The organism is Mesorhizobium sp. M6A.T.Ce.TU.016.01.1.1 (genome assembly GCF_003997065.1).
Taxonomy (GTDB): Bacteria; Pseudomonadota; Alphaproteobacteria; order Rhizobiales; family Rhizobiaceae; genus Mesorhizobium; species Mesorhizobium mediterraneum.
In genome coordinates this window covers 53,549-67,907 of record NZ_RZTJ01000010.1, presented here as the reverse complement: position 1 = coordinate 67,907, position 14,359 = coordinate 53,549, and the positions used below count along the sequence as shown (strand labels likewise).

16 protein-coding genes are annotated in these 14,359 nt (G+C 62.2%); 1 reads left to right on the top strand and 15 read right to left on the bottom strand.

Annotation, left to right across the window (positions count from 1 at the left end):
• Window positions 1-3 precede the first annotated feature (3 nt).
• The 4 genes from EOC94_RS34345 to EOC94_RS19170 all read right to left on the bottom strand — a co-directional run bounded on the left by EOC94_RS34345 (window position 4) and on the right by EOC94_RS19170 (window position 2,006).
• Window positions 4-267, bottom strand: coding sequence for a hypothetical protein (locus EOC94_RS34345; RefSeq protein ID WP_210212087.1), 264 nt, complete (start codon window positions 265-267; stop codon window positions 4-6).
• A 25-nt stretch (window positions 268-292) separates the two neighbouring features.
• Entirely contained in the window at window positions 293-889 is a 597-nt protein-coding gene (locus EOC94_RS19180) for a glutathione S-transferase (protein ID WP_127205905.1), read from the bottom strand.
• Between the two features lie 335 nt (window positions 890-1,224).
• Window positions 1,225-1,704: a histone gene (locus EOC94_RS19175; RefSeq protein ID WP_126107112.1), complete on the bottom strand. Its 480-nt coding sequence runs from the start codon at window positions 1,702-1,704 to the stop codon at window positions 1,225-1,227.
• A gap of 116 nt (window positions 1,705-1,820) precedes the next feature.
• On the bottom strand, window positions 1,821-2,006 hold the full coding sequence (locus tag EOC94_RS19170; RefSeq protein ID WP_126107113.1) for a hypothetical protein: 186 nt from the start codon (window positions 2,004-2,006) through the stop codon (window positions 1,821-1,823).
• Between the two features lie 261 nt (window positions 2,007-2,267).
• Between EOC94_RS19170 and EOC94_RS19165 the strand changes: the two genes are divergently transcribed.
• Window positions 2,268-2,609 carry a transcriptional regulator gene (locus EOC94_RS19165; RefSeq protein WP_164759264.1) on the top strand — a complete coding sequence of 114 codons (342 nt, stop codon included), beginning with the start codon at window positions 2,268-2,270 and terminating at the stop codon, window positions 2,607-2,609.
• Here EOC94_RS19165 and EOC94_RS19160 read toward each other — a convergent pair.
• The 11 genes from EOC94_RS19160 to EOC94_RS19110 all read right to left on the bottom strand — a co-directional run bounded on the left by EOC94_RS19160 (window position 2,579) and on the right by EOC94_RS19110 (window position 14,134).
• Entirely contained in the window at window positions 2,579-3,031 is a 453-nt protein-coding gene (locus EOC94_RS19160) for a hypothetical protein (RefSeq protein ID WP_095483215.1), read from the bottom strand. The genes EOC94_RS19165 and EOC94_RS19160 overlap by 31 nt on opposite strands.
• Window positions 3,032-3,163: 132 nt before the next feature.
• On the bottom strand, window positions 3,164-4,009 hold the full coding sequence (locus tag EOC94_RS19155) for a 23S rRNA (adenine(2030)-N(6))-methyltransferase RlmJ (RefSeq protein ID WP_127292650.1): 846 nt from the start codon (window positions 4,007-4,009) through the stop codon (window positions 3,164-3,166).
• Window positions 4,010-4,012: 3 nt separating this feature from the next.
• Window positions 4,013-4,630 carry a hypothetical protein gene (locus EOC94_RS19150; RefSeq protein ID WP_127205902.1) on the bottom strand — a complete coding sequence of 206 codons (618 nt, stop codon included), beginning with the start codon at window positions 4,628-4,630 and terminating at the stop codon, window positions 4,013-4,015.
• Between the two features lie 260 nt (window positions 4,631-4,890).
• Window positions 4,891-5,991, bottom strand: a complete 1,101-nt coding sequence (gene ugpC / locus EOC94_RS19145) for a sn-glycerol-3-phosphate ABC transporter ATP-binding protein UgpC (protein WP_127205901.1) — start codon at window positions 5,989-5,991, stop codon at window positions 4,891-4,893.
• Window positions 5,992-6,001: 10 nt separating this feature from the next.
• Window positions 6,002-6,835 carry a carbohydrate ABC transporter permease gene (locus EOC94_RS19140; protein WP_095483211.1) on the bottom strand — a complete coding sequence of 278 codons (834 nt, stop codon included), beginning with the start codon at window positions 6,833-6,835 and terminating at the stop codon, window positions 6,002-6,004.
• Window positions 6,836-6,853: 18 nt separating this feature from the next.
• A complete protein-coding gene (locus EOC94_RS19135) occupies window positions 6,854-7,789 on the bottom strand; it encodes a sugar ABC transporter permease (RefSeq protein ID WP_127292647.1) in 936 nt (311 codons plus the stop codon).
• Between the two features lie 104 nt (window positions 7,790-7,893).
• A complete protein-coding gene (locus EOC94_RS19130; RefSeq protein ID WP_095483209.1) occupies window positions 7,894-9,153 on the bottom strand; it encodes a sugar ABC transporter substrate-binding protein in 1,260 nt (419 codons plus the stop codon).
• A gap of 27 nt (window positions 9,154-9,180) precedes the next feature.
• Window positions 9,181-10,356, bottom strand: a complete 1,176-nt coding sequence (locus EOC94_RS19125; RefSeq protein ID WP_127292644.1) for a PLP-dependent transferase — start codon at window positions 10,354-10,356, stop codon at window positions 9,181-9,183.
• On the bottom strand, window positions 10,353-11,084 hold the full coding sequence (locus EOC94_RS19120) for a FadR/GntR family transcriptional regulator (protein WP_127292641.1): 732 nt from the start codon (window positions 11,082-11,084) through the stop codon (window positions 10,353-10,355). The genes EOC94_RS19125 and EOC94_RS19120 overlap by 4 nt, the downstream gene beginning before the upstream one ends.
• A 276-nt stretch (window positions 11,085-11,360) precedes the next feature.
• A complete protein-coding gene (locus EOC94_RS19115) occupies window positions 11,361-12,605 on the bottom strand; it encodes a glycerate kinase (protein ID WP_127292638.1) in 1,245 nt (414 codons plus the stop codon).
• Window positions 12,606-12,637: 32 nt separating this feature from the next.
• Window positions 12,638-14,134: an SLC13 family permease gene (locus EOC94_RS19110; RefSeq protein ID WP_185928279.1), complete on the bottom strand. Its 1,497-nt coding sequence runs from the start codon at window positions 14,132-14,134 to the stop codon at window positions 12,638-12,640.
• Window positions 14,135-14,359: the final 225 nt, after the last annotated feature.

The following is a 14,359-nucleotide window of genomic DNA, read 5'->3' as shown; positions in this document are numbered from 1 at the left end:
AAATCACGCCGAGACCAAGGCCATGACGGCGGCAACCCCCGCCACCAACCGTGGGTGATCGAAACGCTCCCCGAGGAATGCGGCGGCTCCGAATACAACGGCGACAAGACCGTTGGTCAGGATCGTGAAATATCCCATCAACACCCATAGCGAGCCGAATATCGAGGCGCCACCATTCATCAAGGTGCTGAGTTCAAGCCCAATGCCAGCGCAAGCGGACAGACAAATGATCAGGGCAAGTAAACGACAGATCAAATCGCCACCCATCGGTCGGCAGCCCCGCTTCAGGCACTCACCCCGGAACGCAGGGTTTCAGCTCCGGGAACTTCTCGTCGAAACGCGCTGCCCAGCGGACCAGCCGGCTGCGGCCCTTTTCCCATTTTCCGGCAAAGCGCAGTGAGAGATAGCCAAGGCAGGCGCGCAGCGCCATCTGGCCGGCGGTGATCTTCTTGGGCAGCTTTGGCGGATTGGCGTTGAGCAGATCGAGCGCGCCGGTTATTTTCGCCCACTGGCGGTCGAGCCAGGGTTGGTACACCATGTCTTCGGGGCGCGTGCGCCGCTCATAGACCATTGACAGCGCGCAATCGCAGATGCCATCGGCCAGCGCTTCAAGCACTTCCGCCTCAAGGCGCTTGTCGGGATTGCGCGGAAACAGCGTGTTCTTCGACACGCGATTGAGATGCTGGGTAATGGCGCGGCTGTCGTGAATCGAACGACCGTCGTCGAGCACCAGCGTTGGAATCTTGCCGAGCGGGTTGGCGCCGATCAGCTCAGCCGGCTTGTCTTCGGTTTTTACCGGGACGAGATCGACGGCAATGCCGGCATAAAGCGCGGCCATGCGCACCTTTGAACTGTAGGGGGACGTGGCAGCGTAGAGCAGTCTGGGCATGATCGGGTTCCTGTTTGCCAGCGGGCACTGTTGACCGATCAGCTTCCGCCGATCAACGGCCAAAAGCGGGAAAACCAGCCGCCAGCAAGCAGCAGTTGTCTCAACATCGATCTAGACGCGATAAGCAGAGCAGACGTGAGCAGATCTGTCCTTCCGGGCGCAAGGAAATGCCCCACCGGACTTCGCCGTAGGGCGAAGTCCTGGGAGCTGCGAAAAGCTGTCTTCCCTCCGCCTCTGTCTGCTCGCCCGAGCACCGAACCAGCGAGCGAGGCGCCTGTCCGGCACCCGCCCTCAACTGTCCTCAGTACTGCCCTCCGCGTGCGAAGAAAGGCGATTTACTTCTTGGCCTTCGCCTTCGCAGGCGCCGCCTTCGGCTTGGCCGCAGGCGCTGCTTTCTTCACGGCTGCGGAAGACTTCGCTGCCGCCGCTTTCTTTGCGGGCGCAGCCTTCTTGGCCGGTGCAGTCTTGGCAGGTGCAGCTTTTTTCACTGCCGGCTTTGCCGCGGCCTTTGCAGCTGGCTTCTTGGCCGGAGCTGCTTTTGCCTTGGCCGGCGCAGCCTTGGCCTTGGCAGGTGCCGCTTTGGCCTTGGCAGGCGCTGCTTTCTTCACTGCCGGTTTTGCCGCGGCTTTCGCGGCCGGCTTCTTGGCCGGCGCTGCTTTTGCCTTGGCCGCGGCGGCCTTCGGCTTGGCAGCAGGTGCCGCTTTCTTCACAGCGGTTGCGACTTTCGCCGCCGCTGCTTTTGCCGGTGCTTTCTTTGCTGGTGACTTCTTTGCCGGTGACTTGGATGCCGGCGCTTTGGATGACTGTTTAGCCATGTCATGCCCCTTCCGTTGTGCCGACGGCCATTAGTGACCCGGCGTGCAATGCATATCTGACTCGCGGCTTGCTAGCCAGCGAAGCATCAGCATGAATTTTGCAGTTTAAGTTTTGGTTACAGGCGACACAAGCTCGTGCTGATTTCACAAAATGCCGCTGCTGCTCTTCGACCTTTGCCGAGGGTTTGCGACAGACATTCTGCCCGCTTTACCGGAACCAATCCCGCTACGAAACGCTGAAGGTTAGCAAGCGTTTTTGCTCGTTGATCATCGACCGGCAACACCATGATGCGCTGCTTCATTGATCTCGTCGTCTTGTGCAAACGGACGGTCTACACAAGCGACAAAAGCAAAGCGCGATCCGTTCTGCGCCATGAGCTTGCCTGATCTCTATGAGGGCAACGGCCTTCGCTTGCATCGTTCCTTTTTGCTAGGCTTGACAGATTACTCCATCTCACAGAGTATTCTGCAGTACGCGGGAGCAGCGCAATGTCATTCGCGCAAGATCGAGTAGCGCTGGCCGAGATCAGTGAGACTGAACGCCGGACACCACAGCAGGCCCGATGATGGCTGCCGACGAAATCATCCACCAGAGCGTGCGGCTCAGGATCATGGCGACGCTGAATTCTCTGGAAAGGCGCGAAGCGCTGGAATTCACCCGATTGAAGGCCATCGTCGATGCGACTGACGGCAATCTCGGCGCGCATATCGATACGCTTGCTAAGGCGGGATATATCGATGTCGAAAAGCTGTTCGTCGGACGCCGGCCGCAAACGCGCGTCAGGGCGACGTCAATCGGACGACGCGCCTTTCGCGGTCACGTCGCCTTCCTTCGCAAAATTCTCGATGAGGCGGAGCAGCCAGTTAAACGCGTTCAGCGCAGGACGCGGCAGCGACCGTTGTAGACCATCCAGCGGTCGAAGCCCGAGACGCAGAATTCGACGTTGTCGCCGATCGAGGCAAAGCCCTGCCCTTCCTCGATCAGATACCAGATGGTGCGGGCGTGGCCGTCGGAGAGGCTGACGGTGGCGCCGCAATAACGGCGGCCGATCGGCCAGGTGTCGTTGGCCGGGAAATAGCGGTGCTGGTGGATGCGCTGGAAATCGGTGATCTCCACATCGGGCAGATTCGGCACGTGGTGCACCTGGTAGGAGAAGCGGCTGGTGATCTTGTTCAGCACCCAGGCCTCGCCGCAAACGCCGCTGTCTTCGTCGGTATAGACGGCAAGGTCGGCCGCCTTTGCTGCCTGAGTGACAGCGAGGGATGTGCCGAGCGGCGTGCAAAGGGCGATCAGTGCGGCAAGGGCGGATTGGGCGAAGCGAGTCATGGCAGCCTCTTATGGTCGATTTGCGCGCACTGTGCGGATTCGCTTGCGCGCGGTCAAGCGGTTGTAGAGACGATGGTTTCTTAGTTTGAAATTGCCTTCAACCGAGGCAGGCGCGAGAATACCTCTGCCGCCCTATGCCGCCAGCCATTCCAGCGTCCAGTGCGCCGGCTGCTCGACCACGAGAAGCCTATGTAGCGCCGGCAGCAGCGTGCGCAATTCGACTTCCAGCGTGAACGGCGGGTTGACCACCACCATGCCGCTGCCGTCGAGGCTGGGCTCGGCCGATGGCGGCCTGATCTCGAAGCCGATATCGAGCAGCTTCGGAATGCCCGACTGCACCAGCGCCTTCCTGAAGGCGGCGACCGCCTTGCGGTCTTTGACCGGATACCACAGCGCATAGATGCCGCCCGGCCAGCGCTTGTGCGCTTTCTGCAGCCCGTCGACCAGACGGGCGAACTCGCCCTCCTCCTCGAACGGCGGATCGACCAGCACGAGGCCGCGCTTTTCCTTCGGCGGCAGATGCGCGCCGAGCGCCAGCCAGCCGTCGAGCTCGATCACCCGGGTCTGGAAATCGCCTTGGAACAGCGCTCTCAGCTTCGCGGCATCCTGGCGGTGCAATTCGATCGCCGACAGCCGGTCCTGCTTGCGCATGAGATGCCGCGCGATCAGCGGCGAGCCCGGATATTTTTTCACGCCGCCTTCGGGATTGAGCGAACGGACGGCTTCCAGATAAGGCGCCAGGAGTGCTGCCGCCGGCGCATCCAATGCGGCATCGACCAGCCGGCCGATGCCGCCTTGCCATTCGCCGGTCTTTTGCGCTTCGGTCGACGACAGGTCGTAGCGGCCGATGCCGGCATGGGTGTCGATGACGCGAAACGCCTTGTCCTTCTGTTTCAGATATTCGACGAGCCGGCTCAGCACGACATGCTTGACGACATCGGCGAAGTTTCCGGCGTGATAGGCGTGGCGATAATTCACGAGCTAATTCGAGCCCCTGCCCCAGCGCGGCGGTGGCGGCTGCGAATTCGGATTTTGCGGCCGGCCGCCGCCGCCGAAACGCAGCGCCAACAGCAATCCGATCAGGCCGGCCGCCATCAGCGAAAACCCGACCGGCCGCGCCCGGCTGTCGATCTCGCCGACGCCGGAGCGCAGCAAGAGGTCCACCGCACGCATCTCGATGCCCTCGGCGTCGCCGGCGCCAACGGTGAAGATGTAGGGGCCGGGGCTGACCGTCGCGATCAGGCCTGCCTCATCGCGGAAGACCTTGTCCGGCAGTTGCGGGCTGACCTGGCGCGGATTCTCCGAATGGGTGAACTGCAGCGTCGAGGCGAGCACCGTTCTGCCGCCGGTGGCGGCGGTCAGCGTCAGCACCGTGCGCTGTTGCGAGACGACGATGCGTTCGGTCCTAGCGGTGAGATCGACCAGCACCCGCACCGGCGCGTCGCGAGCGGCCAGCGGCACCGTCACCGGCTTGAACCGGCCCTGTTCGTAGACCCGCCAGGTGCCGATCTCATGGCCGGAGAAATTGGTCATCGCCCAGGGATAGACGACGCCGATGCCGGTGCCGGCAAGCAGGATCAGAAGAAACAGAAAGCGCATGCACTCAACTACCTAGCCCTCTTGTTGTTTGACCATGATCTTATCCGAAAACCGGTTCCCACTTTTTGCTTCGCTGACCTTCGGTTCGGGATCATGGTCTAGCGCCGTCGCGGGCGCGTTCCATCTCGTCCAGGACCCATGTCGAGGCCGAGATCGAATGTCGTATCGAATTCGGCGGTGCCAAGATAGACAATAGCATCGGCCTCAAGGGTGGGAACCGGTTTTGGGAAAATTCGAATGATCTGAAACCGAACGGAGGATCAGCTCTTCCTCTTCTGGAGGCCCGATTCCAATGCGCGCTTTCCAGTCCCATCGAACAAATGCAAATGTTGCGGCGGGAAAGCGACCGTCACCGTCGGACCGGCCGTAAGCGCAGCCCGATCGAGCGTGAAGACATTGAACGGCAGGCTATGCAGGCCAAGGTGCAGAATGATGCCGAAGCCGGTCGGCTCGATCAGGTCGACCGTCGCCCTCAGGCTGCTCTCCGAGGCCGGCGACATCTCGACATGCTCCGGCCGGATGCCGAGCGTCACCGCCGCGCCTTCCTCGAGTTGATAGGCTGACGACAGCGCAATCAGCGTTCCATCAGGCAGTCGTGCGCCAGCCCTGCTCCCAGTGACCTGGTAGCGTGCCGACAGAAAATTCATGGCCGGCGATCCGATGAAGCCGGCGACGAACAGGTTGGCCGGGCGGTCGTAAAGCTCCAGCGGGCTGCCAACCTGCTGCACCACGCCCTCATGCATGGCGACGATCCGGTCGGCCAGTGTCATCGCCTCGATCTGGTCGTGGGTGACATAGATTGAGGTCGCGCCGAGATCGCGGTGCAGCTTCTTGATCTCTGCCCGCATCTGCTCACGCAAGCGCGCGTCGAGATTGGACAGTGGCTCGTCGAACAGGAATGCCTTGGGCTGTCGCACGATCGCGCGTCCCATCGCCACGCGCTGGCGCTGACCGCCCGACAGTGCCTTCGGCCGCCGCGCAAGCAGCGGCTGCAGCTCAAGCTTCCTGGCCGCATTGCTGACAGCAGCTGTGATCTTCTCGCGGGCGGCCTTCCGGATCCGCAGGCCGTAGCTCATGTTCTCGGCAACGTTCATGTGCGGGTAGAGCGCGTAGGACTGAAACACCATAGCGATGTCGCGGTCCTTAGGTGCCCGCTCATTGACGCGCACGCCGTCGATCCGGATCTCGCCTTCGGTCACCTCCTCGAGCCCGGCGATCATCCGCAGCAGCGTGCTCTTGCCGCAGCCGGACGGACCCACGAGCACCACGAACTCGCCGTTATCTATCGCCAGATCGACGCCGTGCAGCACGGAGACGATGCCGAAATTCTTGCGAACGTTGCGGATGTCGATCGATGCCATGAAACCTCGCTCAGCCCTTGACCGCGCCGGCCGTCAGGCCCTGGACCAGATAGCGCTGGATGAACAGGAAGAAGAGGCAGGCCGGGATCAGCGCCAGCACGCCGGCCGCCATCATCTGCCCGAAATCGACCGAAAACTTCGACACGAAGGTGAGCAGACCGACCGGAAACGTGGCGGCGCTGTTGCCCGAAATCAGCATCAGCGCGAACAGCAGCTCGCTCCACGCGGCGGTGAACACAAAACCCAGCGTCGCGGCAATGCCCGGCAGCGTCAGCGGCAGGACGATCTGGCGAAATGCCATGAACTGCGTGGCGCCATCGATCTTGGCCGCCTCCTCCAACTCCTTGGGAATGCCGTCGAAGAACGACTGCATCAGGAATGTCGCGAAGGGAATGTTGAAGGCAGTGTAGACGACCACCAGCCCGGTCAGGCTGTTGGTCAGGCCGAGCGGCGAGAGCATCTTGAAGATCGGCGCGACCAGCATCACCAATGGAAACATCTGGGTGAGCAGCATCAGCGCGACCAGCCAGTATTTGCCGCGGAAGGTGAAGCGCGACAGTGCATAGCCAGAGAGGGACGCGAGCAGTGTCACGATCACGGCCGTCGCGCCGGCAACGATCATGCTGTTCCTGAAGAAGACCGGGAATGCGCTGTGGGCCAGCACGAAGCGGAAATGTTCAAAGCTCATCCGCGACGGCCACATCCGCACGCCCTCCGAATAGAGCAGGTCGTTCGGCGTGACCGATACTTTCAACAGCCAGAACAGCGGGAACAGCGCAAAGACCACGTAGCAGAGGATCGCCAGGCGGTGCAGTGCAGTGCCGAAGATCGAATACCTGTTCATCTGGTCATCCCCGATCCATCAGGCCCGGTCCATCAGGACTTGCCGAAGCATGACGATCAGCATCGAATAGGCGAGCAACAGGACGAGCAGCACCAGCGCGATGGCCGAGGCGTAGCCGAAATCAAGCGCCCTGAAAGCCTGCGTGAAGATGTAGCTCGCGACGATCTGCGTGCGGTCGGCCGGCCCGCCGCTGGTCATGACGATGATCAGGTCGGCGAAATTCGAGATCCAGACGGTGCGCAACAGCACGGTGATCGCAATGGTCGGCGCAAGGAACGGCAAGGTGATCGATGTGAACCGCCTGACCGCACCGGCGCCGTCGATCGCCGCCGCTTCGTAGAGGTCGCGCGGGATGGCCTGGAGCGCGGCCAGCAGCGTGATGGCGAAGAAGGGAATGCCCCACCAGACGTTAGCAATGATTGGTCCCCACATGGCAAGCTGCGGATTTGAAAGGATGTTGGCTGGCTCGCTCATGAGGCCGAGGGCATAAAGCCAATGCGGCAGCGGTCCGATGACGGGATTGAACAGCCACGCCCAATTGAGCCCGGTCAGGAAGGTCGGCACCGCCCAGGGCAGGAACACCAGCGCCTGCGCGATGGCGCGGCCGGCAAACGGCCGGTCGAGCAACAGCGCCAGGATCAGGCCGAACACGAATTGCAGCAAGACGGATGCGCCGGTCCACCACAGCGTGTTGCGCAGCGCGCGATAGAAATTGTCGTCGTCATAAAGGGTGCGAAAATGATCGAGCCCGACATAGCCGCCAGAGAAGGGATTGAGCAAGTGCACGTCGCGGAAGGCGTAGGACAGGCCAAGCACCAGCGGTGCCAGCATGATGGTGACGATCAGAATCAGCGCCGGGGCGGTGTAAAGATATGGCTCGGCGTGGCGCGCAATCCGGTCGACCAGCGACTGGCGGCGCGATTCCGGGAGGCCGGCAGTGGCGTCAAAAACCATCAGCTAACGCTTTCGTTCCAATTCGCCATCCTTCCAATCGACCATGGACGAGACCTATTCGGAGCCGCCCGCGATAAGCGGCTCCGAAGCTCGCGGTCCGCCGTTTATTTCTTGGCCAGGAATTTCTGCTGCGCCTTGGTCAGATAGTCGGCCCACTGGTTGGCCATTTCCTCGGGCGTGATGTCGCCGAGCAGGGCCTGTTGACTGGTCTTGATGACCATCGAGTCCTTGAAGAAGGCGAACTCCTCGAGGTAGGTCGGCATGACCGTCGGCACCGCATCCTTGTCCTCGAGTTCGGCGAACCAGCCCTTGAACTGCTCGCTCGCGTAGAACGGATCCTTTTCGGCCGACTTGTGGACCGGCAGCGCTCCGGTGCGCTTGTTCCACTCGACATTGCCCTCGGGCCCTTCGAGCGTTTCGATCAGCTTCCAGGAGAGGTCCTTGTTCTGGCTGGCCGCCATCATCGACCAACCGGCGTAGCCGATGGTCGGAAACGTCTTGCCGGACGGCCCCTTCGGCATGGTCATGACGCCGTAGTCTTCCGGCTTCATCCGCTCGGCGATTGCGATCAGCGCGTCTGGATCCTGATCGAGCATGGCACAGGTGCCGGTGTAGAAACCGGCGACGATTTCGTTGAAGCCCCAGTTGACGCTGTCCTTCGGCGCCAATCCCTTCTTGTAGAGGTCGACGACCCAGGTCAGTCCCTTGACCCAGCCTTCGCTGTTCATCGTCGAGGTGCCGTCTTCATTGAAGAATTTGTTGGAGCCGGCCATGGTTGCGCCGAACATCATCCAGCCGTTGAGACCACCCGGCCCGCCGCGCAGGCAGTAGCCATATTTGCCCGGAAGCTTGGAGACTTTCTCCGACGCCGCCACGAACTCGTCCATCGTCTTGGGCGGCTCGGCGACACCAGCCTCCTGGAACAGCTTCTTGTTGTAGAACATCGCCCGGAGATAGAAACCATAGGGCAGCATGTAGGCGGTGTTGTTCACGTCGCGGCCGAGCTCTAGCGCGCGATCGGTGAGGCCCGAGGTGTGCTCCCATTTGGCAAGATAGGGTTCTAGGCTTTCGAGAAGGCCGTTGTTGGCATAGAGCGAGAGCCACGTGTCCGGCATCTCCATGACGTCGGGAATTTCACCGGCGGACACCATGGTCGCGAATTTCTGGAACGCCTCGCCCCAGGGTAGCGAGATGACCTCGACCTTTGTGCCCGGGTTGGCAGCCTCGAATTTGGAGACGATCGATTTCAGGGTTTCGGTGCGCTCGGGGCTGGTGATCACCTCCACGAGCTTCAGCGTCGTGTCGGCGAGTGCAGCACCCGACATCAGCACGGTGGCGAATGCCGCGATAAGAAGCTTCTTCATTTTCCGTTCCCTTCTTGTCTGGTTGCTTCAGGTCTTTTCTTCGGAAGCGGCTGTGATCGCCGTTTCCAGGTCACTCCACAGCGCCTCGGTTCCCTCGAGGCCGACATGGAGACGCACGGACCGCGGATGGACGCCGAACGCCATCGCGGAATTGGGTTGGGCCTTCTGCTGCAGCACGACCTCGCCGGGCACGATGAGGCTTTCGTGGCCGCCCCACGACACGCCCAGCTTGAACAGCTTGAGGCGGTCGGCAAACGTCCGGATGTCGATGCCGTCACGGAAGACAAATGAGAACAGGCCCGACGTGCCGGTGAGCCCGGCGGGAAGCAGGTTGGCCAACCCCGGATGGCAGACCTTCTCGACGATCGGATGATCCTGCAGGCGCCGTGCGATTTCGAGGCCGGAGGCCTGATGCGCGCGCATGCGGATCGGCAGCGTGCGCAAGCCACGGATCAAGAGCCAGGCATCGAATGGCGACAGCTTGCCGCCGAGATATGGATAGGCTTCGCCGCGGATGCGGCCGATCAAGTCCTTCGAGCCCGCGACCACGCCGGCCACGACATCGCTGTGGCCGCCCAGATATTTGGACGCGGAGTGGACCACGACGTCGACGCCGAGCGACAGCGGCCGCTGGAAGACCGGGCTGGCCCAGCTGTTGTCGATGATGGTCGGGATGCCACGGGACTTCGCCAGCGCAGCGAGCGCAGCGATGTCATGCGTTTCCATGACCCAGCTGGTCGGGCTTTCCATATAGAACAGCTTGGCGCCAGGCAGGACGCTTGCGACGGCAGCTTCGTCGCGCCCGTCGACATAGGTCACCTCGATGCGCATGCGCGCGAGCAGCGTCCCGAACAGCCGGAACGCGTCCGGGTAGATGTGCCTGACCGCGACGATGCGGTCGCCCGGCTCGACGAAGCTCAGCACGGCCGATGAGATGGCGGACATTCCGCTTGCAAAACCGATCGCGTCATCGGCGCCTTCCAGTTTTGCGAGCATTTCCTCGAACATGCGCACGGTCGGGTTCAGCCCGCGCGTGTAGGTCGGCCGCACTTTTTCGCCGCGGTATGTCTCGAGCATCTCGTCATAGTTCGGGAAGGTGAAGAGCGAGGTCTGCACGATCGGCGGCACGACGGCATCGAAGGCGTTGCCCTCGTCATGCGCGGCGATCAGCGATGCCTGGTCGAAAAAATCGGGACCGTTCATTTCGACATTTCCTCGATATCCTCTTCCACGATCTCGAGGATCTTCAGCGTTTTTCCGCGCGCCAGCTCCGCGTCCCCGGCGACGATGGCATCGAACAGCTCGCGGTGATGCGGGAACGATCGCCGCGCGAAATCCTGGCGATCGAAAGGGTGGTCCCAGAAGCGCTCGAACGCTTCGCGCATCTGCCCCAGGAGCTGCCGGAAAAGCGGGTTGTGCGTGGCGTCGTAGACGGCCAGGTGAAAGGCCAAATCTTCCGGACCCGACGTGCCGGTGGCAAGATGGACGCGCTCCATCTCGATGAGCTTTTCCTCGATCGTCCGCAGATCGTCGGTTGTACGCCGCCGCGCCGCGATCATGCTCGCCTCGGCCTCGATGCCGCGGCGCACCTCAAGGGTGTGCAAGAGGCCGTCGCGCAGCTCTGCCGTATTGAGCGACAGCGGCAAATGGATCGTGCCGGCGGATATCGGCTTGAGCAGATAGGTGCCGCTGCCTTTGCGGGTCTCGGTGACGCCGAGCGCTTCGAAACGCCCCATCGCCTCGCGTATCGTCGAACGTCCGACGGAAAGCGCGGCCATCAATTCGCGCTCGGTCGGAAGCCGGTCACCGCTCTTCAGCGCGGCGCGCTCGACATAGTCAGCCAGCGCTTCCATGACCTGCTTGCCGCGATCCAGCGGTGGGAGCGTGGCGATTGCCACACGCGTGGCCCCGGGCAGTTCGCCGCGCGCCATGGCCACCTACATCCAAAATTGGTCTGACATCTTAGCAGTTTTGCGCGCGGTCATCCTTTCGTCAAGTGGCTGGGCAGCGTCTCAGTTTGAATTGCGGCTCACGACCCTTCTCCGCCAGAAGTTGAAGCTGAAGCCGTGACCCTAGTCGGTCATCCCCCCTGCCGAGATGGCATCTCGAAAGCCGACGTTAGAGGCAACTGGCGCTCGTGGGTCGGAGTTCGCATTCGCTAAGGCAAATCGCCGGGTAGGACGGATCTCTAAAGCCCCTTTTCGCCTTTAATCGCTATGAGGCCGCAATAGTCCGGTGTCGCCGCTGTGGCATACCAGGCCGTTTTCTGCCATGCGCCGCACAATGCGGGCTGGAGGTCGAGCGAGCCTTATACCAACGCTCATCAGGCGCACGGCATCCTCGGCGGCTCGCGTCAGCAGCTTGCCGGCATTTTCGATCGCTTCCTCCAGTGAGCACGGCCGTTTGAGAATGCTGGCGAAGGCATCAATGCCGTGCTCGAAGTTGAGCGTCACACCTTTGCCAATCGTTCCGGCGAGTGCAATGACGGGCAGGCCGCGCAGCTTGGCGCGGCGCGCCACCTCGGATGGCACCTTGCCATAGGGCGTTTGGCCATCCAGGCTTCCCTCGGCGGTGATCACCAGGTTCGCGCGATCGATCAACGCGTCGAGGTCGAGATACTGCATCACGATTTCGTAGCGCGGATGGAGCCGGCCCAGAAGAAGGCCGAGCACGGCTGCTCCTAGTCCGCCCGATGCGCCGGCACCCGGGGCGGTGCCAACCTGAATGCCGGTCGCACGCTCGATCGCCTTGGCATGGACTTCCATCGCGGCAGCAAGCTCCTCGACTTGCGCCGGCGTTGCTCCTTTCTGGGGACCGAACACGCGGGCAACACCTTTGGGCCCGAGCAGCACATTGTGCCAGTTGACGGCCGCATCGATCCGCACCTTCGCGAGGCGGGGATCGATGCCCGTCATGTCGATAGAAGCGAGATGCCGGAGCGCGGCCCCGCTTCGCGCGAGCGGGCGGCCGCTATCGTCGAGAAACCGCACGCCGAGCGCCTCGGCCATGCCGGCACCACCGTCATTGACGCCGCTGTCGCCGCAGCCAAGCAGGATTCGCTCGGCACCGGCATCGAGGGCGGCGCCGATGAGTTCGCCGACGCCGAAGCTTGTCGTCAGGCACGGATCGCGGCGATCCCGTGGAACGAGACGCAGGCCCGCCGCTGCGGCCATTTCTATCACGGCGGTGCGGACTGGCTGACCACCCATGAATCCGATGAAGGAGTCTACCGGGTCCCCCACCGGGCCAGTGACGGATAACCGGTGCAGCGTGCCACCGGTCAGATTGACCAGTGTGTTGGTGAAGCCCTCCCCGCCATCGACCATCGGCGCCTTGAGAATGGTCGCGTCCGGCATCGCCCGTAGAATTCCGGCAGCGATGCACGCCGTCGCTTCATCAGCAGTCAGGCTCTCCTTGAAACCGGAAGGCGCAATCAGGATCGTCATCGACATTTTGGTTTCCTTTCTAAAATAACTGGCGAAAGTCATGCCTTGGCGGGCATTGCGGAAAGTGTTTCGATCGGCAGGCCAAGGAGCGGCCAGACGAACAAGGAGAAGGCGACGAGCAGAGCGACGAAGAGCGGCAAGAGGAACAGAGCCAGCCGGAGGAGGTCTGCCTGTGTGAAGGTCAGGGCCTCCGCAGAACCGAACAGGAGAACCGGCTTTGCCGAGACCATCAGCGTCTGACAGAAGCCACTGCCGATCGTCGTCACGAAGATCAGGACCGATGGATCGACGCCGAACGCCGAAAACGGCAAGGCAACCGCTGGGATGAGGACGCTCGCGCGCGCAGTGCGAGACATAATCACGATATGTGCCAGGCTTGAGATCACGGCAGCGATGGCGATGACCATCCATGGGGCCAATGACAGGTGGCCGCCGAGCGCCGCAAGCGTCTGGTCGACGAGGTAGCGTGCGGTGCCGGAGGTGAGCAGCGCCTCGCCGATCAAAAGCGTGGCCGCGAGGAACAGAAGCAGGTTCCACTCGACACCCTTAAGCGCCTCTTTAAGCGAAATCCCCGACACCGGCTTGGAAGCGGCAAGCAAGGCACCGACGAGCGCGATGACGGCAATATTCTGTCCATGCAGCGCGTTCGTCGCCCAAAGCAGGACGGTCGCGCCCATGATTGTCAGCACGGTAGCATCGCTGCATGAATTTGAACGGTGCCTGACCGGTAGCGTGCCGATCGCGGCCCTGCGGTCTTCGGCGGACAGAAACAGAAGTTGGATCAGGCCGCAGGCAAGCAGACTCGTGACGAACCCGAACGGCCCGCCGAGAAGCGCCCAGTGGGCGAAGCCGATGTCTGTGTCGCTGACACGCCTCATGAAATCGGCGGCAATCAGATGTGCGCCAGCTCCGGTCAGCGAAGCACAGGCTGAGAGCAAGATGACGGAGGGAAACAGAAGCGCGAGCCCTCTGGTCACGGATGGTCTGCCGATCGCACTCGAAAGACCGAAGAAGACGGGCATGAGGATCGCCGCGCGGGCTGAGGTAGAAGGAATCACGAAGGCGGTCAGCGCAATGACCAGCGTCGCGCCCCAGAACATTCGGGAAACCGTCCTGCAGCGCGTCAGCGCGACGGCTGCCAGGCGCTCGGCGGTACCGCTGCTGCGCATGACCGACGCCATGACGAAAGTGGCAATCAGTAGCCAGATGATTTCGCTGCCGAGCGTGGCAAAGAGGGCCTCTTCGTCGACCGCACCCGCAACAACAAGGGCAAGCGCGCCGGCGAGCGCCACAGGCATGTCGGGCAGGCCGAGCACTACCCAGGCGATCAGGACGCCGGCGAAGACCGAGAGCGACAGTCGGCCTTCAATCGGCAGGCCGTCCAATCCGTAAAGAATGACAAAGGTGCAAGCTTGCAGGGAAAGCAAGCCGATGACCAATCTGGGTGATAGCGGCCGGAACAACCATGCCTGCCGTCCTTCGGCATCGGCGAATGCACCGACTGTGGCCCTCGTCGTGGGAACGCTATGCAGCATGGAAGCACCTTCCATCTCCGGTTGAGATGGCGGGTTAACGGGCCAAGCCGAGGCCTATTCCAGCTCACCTGACACTTTTTTGACAGGCAGATGACGGCGGTGAGGTTGAGAACACGGAACCGGTGCTGCCAGAAGATCGACGGCCGGTTAATCCATGAAGGGCAAGCTGAGTTGGCGAACCAGCCGCGTTTCCGACGGGGACCATGCAGTCGACTTCTCAGGCCA